Annotated in this window: 7 protein-coding genes and 1 tRNA gene; 2 read left to right on the top strand and 6 right to left on the bottom strand. The window is 43.0% G+C overall.

Annotated features, from left to right (window positions below; translation table 11 throughout):
- Window positions 1–27 precede the first annotated feature (27 nt).
- A tRNA-Thr gene (locus AKG37_RS09145) sits at window positions 28–100 on the top strand.
- A gap of 239 nt (window positions 101–339) precedes the next feature.
- Window positions 340–1,305, top strand: a complete 966-nt coding sequence (locus AKG37_RS09150; protein WP_060698535.1) for a bile acid:sodium symporter family protein — start codon at window positions 340–342, stop codon at window positions 1,303–1,305.
- A 40-nt stretch (window positions 1,306–1,345) separates the two neighbouring features.
- Here the strand turns inward: AKG37_RS09150 and AKG37_RS09155 are convergent, their stop codons facing one another.
- The 6 genes from AKG37_RS09155 to murQ are packed head-to-tail and all read right to left on the bottom strand — an operon-like array spanning window position 1,346 to window position 9,078.
- Window positions 1,346–2,593 (bottom strand): exo-beta-N-acetylmuramidase NamZ family protein, encoded by a 1,248-nt coding sequence (locus AKG37_RS09155; RefSeq protein ID WP_060698536.1) that lies wholly within the window; start codon window positions 2,591–2,593, stop codon window positions 1,346–1,348.
- Between the two features lie 11 nt (window positions 2,594–2,604).
- Window positions 2,605–4,524, bottom strand: coding sequence for a glycoside hydrolase family 3 protein (locus tag AKG37_RS09160; protein WP_060698537.1), 1,920 nt, complete (start codon window positions 4,522–4,524; stop codon window positions 2,605–2,607).
- A 13-nt stretch (window positions 4,525–4,537) separates the two neighbouring features.
- Complete coding sequence (gene pbp4b, locus AKG37_RS09165) at window positions 4,538–5,893, bottom strand: penicillin binding protein PBP4B (protein ID WP_060698538.1); 1,356 nt, start codon at window positions 5,891–5,893, stop codon at window positions 4,538–4,540.
- A gap of 13 nt (window positions 5,894–5,906) precedes the next feature.
- Entirely contained in the window at window positions 5,907–7,286 is a 1,380-nt protein-coding gene (locus AKG37_RS09170) for a PTS transporter subunit EIIC (RefSeq protein ID WP_060698539.1), read from the bottom strand.
- The gene (locus AKG37_RS09175) at window positions 7,283–8,152 is read right to left on the bottom strand and encodes a MurR/RpiR family transcriptional regulator (RefSeq protein ID WP_060698540.1); all 870 of its coding nucleotides are present in this window, start codon (window positions 8,150–8,152) and stop codon (window positions 7,283–7,285) included. The genes AKG37_RS09170 and AKG37_RS09175 overlap by 4 nt, the downstream gene beginning before the upstream one ends.
- Before the next feature lie 14 nt (window positions 8,153–8,166).
- Window positions 8,167–9,078: an N-acetylmuramic acid 6-phosphate etherase gene (murQ, locus tag AKG37_RS09180; RefSeq protein WP_060698541.1), complete on the bottom strand. Its 912-nt coding sequence runs from the start codon at window positions 9,076–9,078 to the stop codon at window positions 8,167–8,169.
- Window positions 9,079–9,324: the final 246 nt, after the last annotated feature.

The raw sequence follows: 9,324 nt of genomic DNA on the forward strand, positions 1-9,324 counted from the left end.
AGGTTCGAGTCCTACCTGCGGAGCCATGCTTCCATAGCTCAGTAGGTAGAGCACTTCCATGGTAAGGAAGAGGTCAGCGGTTCGAGCCCGCTTGGAAGCTTTCCTCTATATGTTGATATGACAAGGTTTCTCGATGATGAGAAGGCTTTTTTTTATGTCTTTTTTTATTTTGCGGGGGACGTATAAAGGAGAGGTATCAAGCAATTGGCGTCCAGGTGGACGTAGTTGGAATGGATACATCAAGTCGAAAGCTTGTGAAACAAGTGAATGGTTCTTAAAAAGGCCTTTCTGTCTGTTACAATAGAAAAGGTAAGAAAGTGAAGGATGGAGGTGGCCGGCATGCTTGTGCGTCTGAACCAAGTGCTCGGCCGGATGATGCCACTTATTACGCCTTTTAGTGTGTTACTTGGTGTTTTATTGGCGGCCTATTTAAAGGATTTTACGTTTTTGGTGCCATGGGTATTTGCTGTTATGACCTTTGCGGGGAGCTTGTCTTCTACTTTTTCAGCTTTAAAACATACGGTGATGCACCCATTGCCTTTGATTTTATCGTTTATGATTTTGCACGTGCTGATGCCCCTTTATGCATGGTCAGCGGGGCATTTGATATTTGCGGGTGATGCCATGACGATCACCGGTTTGACGCTTGCAATGGTGATTCCAACAGGTGTCTCTAGTTTAATATGGGCCGCAATGTATAAAGGGAATGTTGGGTTAACGTTATCTATCATTTTAATTGATACATTGCTTTCGCCATTGATTGTGCCAGCCAGTTTGTCAGTTTTGGCCGGTACACAGGTTCATATGGACATAGTGGCCATCATGAAAGGGCTGTTTGGGATGATTGTGCTTCCATCTATTTTAGGAATGCTCGTTCGTCAGTATGCAAAGCCATCGATGACGAAAATGATCAGTCAGACACTGTCGCCTTTTTCAAAAATAGGCTTGTTTGTAGTAGTGTCGATTAACAGTTCTGTTGTTGCGCCATACTTGCGTGAACTGAATGCTGCATTTTTTAGCAAAGCAGCAACTGTGTTTGTCATTGCGATGAGCGGATATGCATTTGCGTGGTTGATTGGAAAGGCGATGAAATGCACTCAAGGAGAGATTGTGGCCATCGTGTATACGGGCGGTATGAGAAACATTAGTGCGGGGGCTGTGCTTGCCACTAGCTTTTTCCCGCCTGCTGTCGCTGTCCCTGTGGTGATTGGCATGCTGTTTCAGCAAGTGCTTGCTGCTTTGTTTGGCTTCTTACTCAATCGTTTTGAGCTGAAAGCACCTGCTGTGACTAATTCTTTATCATGAAAAAACCTCCATCCTTTGAGAGATGGAGGTTTTTTGCGATTTAATAGATCAGATATTTCTTCCGTTTTTTTTCAAAAGTTTTGAGGTCGTGATGATAGCGTTTCATGATGGTTTTGACAGAAGTCCCTTGATTGATTTCTTCTTTGATCCAGCCATTCCCGATGAGTTTATCAAAGCTGCCTGTTTGAAGGAACTGAAAGTCATTGGGGTATAAATCATGTATTGCTTTGATAATGGATAATCCCGTTTTTACCGCTTCGAAGGAAGAGCGGTCTGTGACGTATAACTGCACACCGTGAGATAGCGTACCGGCATGTTTAGAAAAAGTGGGGGTGAATGAAACGGGTCTAAATTGAACTCCTTTCAGTTTTAGCTGATTTAAATGATCTGCTAGTTCGCTGCTATTGATATATGGAGCACCAATGAGCTCGAACGGTTTTGTGGTTCCTCTGCCTTCAGAGACATTTGTACCTTCAATTAATCCTGTGGCGGGATATACAAAGGTACTATCTACTGTCGGCATATTAGGGGAAGGAAGAACGAACGGCAGCTTCGTGTCATCGAACGTCATGGACCGTTTCCAATTTTTCATTTTGATGACTGTGACATCAGCATTGATATGAAACTCTTTGTTAAAGAAGTTTGCGAGCTCACCAGTGGTCATTCCATGCCTTAAGGGTATTGGATAGAGCCCTACAAATGAGGCGTGTTCAGGCTCTAATACAGGTCCTTCTACATTTAGTCCACCAATGGGATTTGGGCGGTCTAGGACAACAAAGGGAATGTTGTTTTCTTTTGCGGCTTCCATGGCGTAGGCCATCGTGTAAATATAGGTGTAATAACGAGCACCGACGTCTTGGATATCAAACAGCAAAACATCTACATTTTTGAGCATGTCAGGAGTTGGTTTTCTTGTTTTTCCATAGAGTGAGTAAACAGGAAGACCTGTTTTCTCATCGGTATATGATTCGACGCCTTCTCCTGCTTGTGCATCGCCGCGTACGCCGTGTTCAGGTCCATATAAAGCCGTGAGCTTGATATTTGGATGTTCAAATAGGAGATCGACACTACTTTTCATATTTGTATCAATGCCAGTCGGGTTGGTAATGAGACCAACCTTTTTTCCTTTTAGCCATGAAAGATTGCTTGAGAGTAGTGTTTCGATCCCTGTTTTGACTGCTGCTTTTTTTCTTTTTGTGTCTGTTCGTTCTTGATCTTCGAAAGAGGCGGCGGTTAATGTGCTAATCATGAGAATGCTTGCGAGTATCAAGCTTGCTGTTTTCTTCAAGAGAATCCCTCCTATTTGATCTGTTTCCCTTTTAAGTTGAGTCCATAGCCAAATGGATAAAGGGTTTGATTTGGATGTGTGACAGATGGGATATCAACAGGCAATTTGCCCTTCGGAGATGCCGCGCCAAATATCACTTCTAGTCCAGCAGGAATATTTGGCTGGTTGAATTGTCCGTTTGAGTAGCCCTTAAAACCGTAAACAGCCAGTAGGGCATCGGCTTCTTCAAAATTTGCCGCATCATAAGGGTTTCGAAGACTCATGATGACCATTTTTTTGTTTTGTGCTGCTGCTTCTTTCATGACTGCACGAGGGAAGGCGGTTGCCCATTTTTTCGGGTCCTGGACATTGTCATCAATTACGCCATCATTCACAGCTGGGTCATTCTGGACAACGTAAGAGCCAGTAATGACATAGTCAGCTTCTTGAATCAGCTTTGCTGTTTCTTTGGAGAATGTTTTATCTGCAAAAGCATATGACTGGATACGTACAGGCTTGATTTTTTTTTGTTTAATGAGAGACTCAATCGTGACAGACATTGCTTTCGTTTGGTCTTCATAAGGAGCCATGATCATGATTTTGTCATTCTTTTTAGGCTTGAAAGGTAAGGTCTTATTGTTGTTTTTAAGCAGAGTAATCCCTTCGCGCGCCATTTTTTGTTCGGCTTTACGGTGCGACTTTTTCCCAACGACTTGAGTAGCTTTATTGATTTTCTTCTCAAGACTGATTGGTTTTTTCGAAGAAATAATGCCTCGTTTGATTTTTAATTGAATGATTTTCTCGACAGATTCATTGATCTGTGACATCTGAATCTCTTTCTTTAAAATCGCTTGTTTTACAGCATTGAACACATTCTCTAGGTTTTTTTCTGTTTTTAGTGAGGTAACTGGTGCTGGCATGAGGGCGATGTCAACGCCTGCCTTAATGGCCATCACTACGGCTTCTTCCTGTCCGAAATTATCTGCAATCGCTTTCATATTTAGAGCGTCTGTCACAACAACGCCTTGAAAGCCCATCTCTTCTTTTAATAAATGTGTAATGACTTTTTTTGATAGGGTTGCTGGAACCATGATGTCCTCGCCATCTTTTTTGCTTTCATACGTTGTGTCATCGATGGCAGGAAACTGAACATGAGCGGTCATGACCATATCTGCACCAGCGTTGATCGCTTGTTGAAAAGGATACAGCTCAACCCGTTTTAAACGATCTAGGTCATGTTCTACGAGCGGCAAACCGTAGTGACTATCAACGGCTGTATCACCATGCCCTGGGAAATGCTTTAGTGTGGAAATGGTCTTTTCTTTTTGAAGTCCTTTCATGGTTTGAAGACCCAGTCTAGTGACAAGAGCGGGATCAGAGCTAAAGGAACGGACACCAATGACGGGGTTGTTAGGGTTATTATTTACATCGAGAACAGGAGAGAAGTTTGTATTGATCCCTAAGGCATTTAATTCTTTTCCGATGATTTTTCCTGTATCATACGCATTTTTCTTGCTTCTAGAGGCACCAATCGACATATTTCCTGGGAAATGTGTTCCCTTTTGTAATCTTGTGACGATTCCGCCTTCCTGATCAATGGATATGAGTAAAGGAATATCTGGTGAAGCTTTTTGAAATTCGTGGGTAAGTTTGACGGTTTGTTTCGTATCAACGACATTCTCGGCAAATAAGATGACACCGCCTAGATGATATTTTTTTACAAGGTGAGATACTTCTTTATTCATCTTTGTTAAGCCTGTAGGCGCGGATTCATCTTTTGTTTGCCAATTGCGAAAGTCTGGCATGAGCATTTGGCCTATTTTTTCATCCAGTGACATGTCCTGTGCCATTTGTCTGGCGGTTGGCAGAGAGGCAGAGCTAACCTTTTCCGTTGGAATGGAAGAGGTTAGCAGGGCAAAAACCAATGCAGCGGGGAAGAGAGATTTCAGCATCGAATTCCTCCTTTTACTTAAAAGATTCGTAGATTGCGGTCATGATGCTTCCATAAGTACCAGTTGGGAACAGGTCACCTTCAAATTGATTAGGATTGGTTTCTGGTGAAACAACGGGTGAATGTTTCTTATTCGTCAGCAAGACGATACCTAAATTGTATTTTGGATCAATCAATGTCATGGTGCCGGTCCAGCCAGTATGTCCATAGGCTTCGTTGCTTGCATATTTTCCAAACATCCATTCCATGTCAGTATGGCCGTTTTTTCGCCAGCCTAGCCCGTAGGTTGGGTTTGTATCAGAGGAGGCTGTAAAGAGATCGATAGAAGCTTGATCAAAGATGGTTGTTTTTCCATAGCCTCCTTTGTTAAGCATCAATTGGAGCAGTACGGCCATATCTGAAGTGTTCGAGAAAAGTCCAGCATGACCTGAGACACCAGCCATTGAGTAATATGCTTTCTCGTCGTGCACTTCACCCAGCAGCGTGTACCGGCGGATGTTTTCAAAATCGATGACACCATCCCGCGAATTGCCTAAACGTTCGGTCGCTGCAAAATGCTTTGGTTTGAATCCTTTTTGCAGCGGATTGAACATTGTATGTTTGAGACCTAGCGGCCGATAGATGGTCGATTCTACATACTGGTCAAGAGGCATGCCTGTTTTTTTCTCGATGATCATGCCAAGTAGCATGTAATCAATGTCGCTATAAATGTGCTGTGTTCCTGGTGTATATTGCAGCGGCACCTTTGGCAGCCATTTCATTGTTGTTTTTCTGTCTTGGGAGAAAAAAGAGCCAGCCGATTCTTTGCTATAAAATAAGACACTGGAAGGGAGACCAGCAGAATGGGTGAGAAGATCCTTTACACGAAGCTGGTCTTTGCCAGTTACCTTTGCATCTGGTTCATCCTGAAAATCTGGCAGGATGGCCTGTATTTTTTCGTTCACATCCAGTTTTTGCTCGTAAACAAGCTTTTGCAGAGCATAGTTGGTCGCATACATTTTTGTATTGGATGCCAAATCAAACAGTGTATCCTTTTTCATTTTCTTATATGATCTGAGTTCTGTTGTGCCTTCGTATTTTTGCCGGTAGCCATAGGCTTTTTGGTGGACGATCTTTCCGTCCTTGATAATAATGAGCGCGGCTCCTGGAAATCCTGCTTTGATATCGTCTTGTATCATTTGATCAACCTTCCTAAGCTGCCTGGAAGAAAAACCTACTTGTTCCGGTCGTTTTGCTTTTTTTAAGACGGGATATTCTTCAGGTGCTGTTTTAGACAAAGACGGTACAGGATGGGAGCTAGTTGCAAATGTTTGTACTGGTAATCCAAGGAGCATGAACAGACATGTTATCAAAAGAAAACATTTCTTCAAGGTCTAGACCTCCTTATTGATTGTGATCCTCGAATTCAACAGCCATGTCATCATGAAATCCAAATAAGTATGTGAAGAAAAATCCAGCGGCATACGCGATAAATAGTCCAATTAAGTAAAGAAGCATTTGATGTGTGTGAACGATAAAGGTTAACGGGAGACCTGATACACCAATCGCCTTCGTCGCAATTTGGAAGTAGGCTTGGAATGCACCGCCGATTCCTGCGCCAAGACAAGCGGTGAGAAATGGTCGTCCAAGCGGGAGTGTGACACCGAAAATGAGTGGTTCACCAATGCCTAGCATCCCTGAAGGAAGTCCACCTGCAATGGCTCTTTTGAGTTTTTTCTTTTTTGTTTTCATATAAATGGCGAATGCAGCGCCTACCTGTCCTGCGCCGCCCATAGCGAGAATCGGCAGGAGCGGGTCATCTCCAATTGAATTGATGAGTTCCATATGGATCGGTGTCAGCCCTTGGTGAAGTCCTGTTACAACAAGAGGAAGGAAGGTCGCACCAAGAACAAATCCAGCGAATATTCCGCCAATATTTAATAGATAAGTCAGTCCTGAGGTGATGGCATCAGATATAAAGCCGCCGACTGGCATGAAGACAACGTACGTGAAAATGCCTGTAATGAGTAGTGTGATGGTTGGTGTGACGATGATATCAAGTGATTGCGGGACGAAGCGTCTAATTCGTGTTTCCACAAGTGCCATAAAGATGGCGGCTAGAAGAACACCGATGAGTCCGCCTCTGCCTGGCAAAATATTTGTGCCAAATAACATAATGTCTGCGGAGGCTGGGTTAATAATGAGGATACCAGCTAATGCGCCTAATGCAGGAGAGCCTCCAAATTCCTTTGCGGCATTTGTTCCGACTAATATACCAAGATAAGCGAACAGGCCTGAACCAATAACCGTTAAAATAATTGCCGCTTGAGATTTTCCATCAAGCCAGCCCGCTTGCACGATTGCTTTTGTAATTCCTGTAATAAGCCCTGAGGCAACCAGTGCCGGAATAATGGGAATGAAAATGCTGGCAATCCGTCGTAAGAACAGTTTGAACGGTGTGCGGTTCTTTTGAGAAATGGCTTGCTTGTTTTTTTGCGCTTCATTGTTTAAATCATAGGAGCCAGAGGCATTTAGCAGCTGTTCAAATGCATTTGATACCTGATTGACAACACCAGTGCCTAAAATGATTTGAAGCGTTTCTGCTTCGACGACGCCAATGACGCCATCGAGCTCTTTGATTGCTGTGATGTGCACTTTTTCATTGTCAATCGGTGTAATTCGGAGACGTGTCATACAATGTGTGTGGGAAGAGATATTTTCAGAACCACCACAGAGTGAAAGGATGTCTTTCGCCAACTGCTGATATTTCTTTTGATGACTCATGTTGAATCCCCCTTTGATTTTCGTTTCATGGAGCGGATGGCATGTCTTGTCTTGTCGATATATTGCGCTGTCTCTTCATATTGACGGGAAGCTAAACTGAGGAACAAGACATCAATTAAGTAGAGCTGTGCCATTCTAGAGGAAGTGGCAGCACTGCGAAAAGGTGCTTCATTGGAACCGGACGTCGATAGATGAACGTCACATAAAGCAGAAACGCTTGTATGGCCTGGATGCGTTAAAGCAATGGTTTTCACTTGATTATCTTTCGCGAGCTGAAGGGCTTGAATGATGTCTAGCGTTTCGCCTGAAAAGGATATACCAAACACAATGTCATTTTTTCCTGCATTTGCGATGACGGTGGATGCGAGATGCATGTCAGTGAAGGCTGTCGCTGCATAGTTAATTCTGAGAAATTTCTGCTGGGCATCAGCTGCGACGATGCCAGATGCACCAACACCGATAAAATGAATTTGGTTTGCATGCAGCAGTAATTGAACAGCTTTTTCTAATGCATCAGCATTTAATATAGAAGCGGTGTCCTTAATCGATTGAATCGAGTTTCCTGCTGTTTTTTGAATAATGGATTGAAGCGGTTCATCTTGTTCGATATCTCTGTAACCTTGTTTATCATCATGCATTAAGTCTCCAGCGATTCGCATTTTTAAATCGTGATAGCCATCCAGCCCGAGAGATTTACAAAGACGGATGACGGCAGAGCTGCTTGCGCCGGCTGCCTGACTGATTTCGTGTACTGTGCTTTTAATGACTTTTTCAGGATGGGCAAGGATATAGTCTGCAATGATTTTTTCAGATTGGGGAAGCTTTGATTTGATTGTGTGTAGTAGGGTAAGTCCGCCTGCTGACATGAGTTCTGCCTCCTTTAGTATTGATGGCGTGATATGGCTTGGTCGATATGGCCATTCGTTTTGTTGAGTAAGTTCTTGGCTGTTTTTTTGTCTGTGTTTGTTTGGAGCATGACGATGGCGGTTTTGACTTCTAAGTCTGCCGCTTCAAGAGTCTTTTCGGCTTGTTCGTAGGAAGCATTTGTGACATGTTGAATGATGGTGATAGCGCGTTCTTTTAATTTATGATTGCTGACTTTTACATCAACCATCAGGTTTTCATATACTTTGCCTTGTCTGATCATGACAGACGTGGAAAGCATATTTAAAATCATTTTATGAGCGGATGCGGCTTTCATTCGTGTTGACCCAGTGATGGCTTCTGGTCCTACAATGACTTCAATGGCGCAGTCTGCCAGGGCGCTGATTTCTGCATGTTCATTGCAGCTGAGGGCTACTGTTTTTGCTCCAATTGATTTTGCATAATTTAAAGCGCCGATGATATAGGGTGTCCTGCCGCTGGCAGCAATACCGACGACTGTATCTTTTGATGTCAGGTGAATGTGAACTAAATCCTGTTTGCCTGCTTCTTCACTGTCTTCCACATCTTCGGCAGCTTGAGAAAAAGCAGCGTCTCCGCCGGCCATAATACCTACAATCACATCAGGTGAGACGCTATAGGTTGGGGGACATTCGACAGCATCCATTACGCCAATTCTGCCGCTTGTTCCGGCGCCTAAATAAACGAGTCTGCCTCCATTTGAGATGGATTCATAGGCAAAGTCACTTGCTGTTTTGACATGTGGAAGTACAAGGTTGACTGCTTGAGCGACCTTCATATCTTCTTCATTGATCATTTGGAGCATTTCAAGCGGATCTGCTTGTGAAATTCCCATTGTGTTTGGGTTTCTTGATTCTGTTGTCAAAGAACGCAATTGAGATGGATGCATGTGACATTCCTCCTTATTTCTTCATTTTCAGTATATTGAGTTTGATATGAAATTTCAATATTATATTTGAATATTGAAATTATATTTCAGTGGAAATGTTGAATGAATAGGGGGTAAATAGTTAGAAAATAAAAAAAATAAAAATCCCCTTTACAAAAGGGGGACAACCTGTATATAATAACTTTTGTCAGCTTCACGGAAACAACAAACTTGACAAACTGGCCCGTTGGTCAAGCGGTTAAGACA

Source organism: Bacillus australimaris (assembly GCF_001307105.1).
GTDB lineage: Bacteria > Bacillota > Bacilli > Bacillales > Bacillaceae > Bacillus > Bacillus australimaris.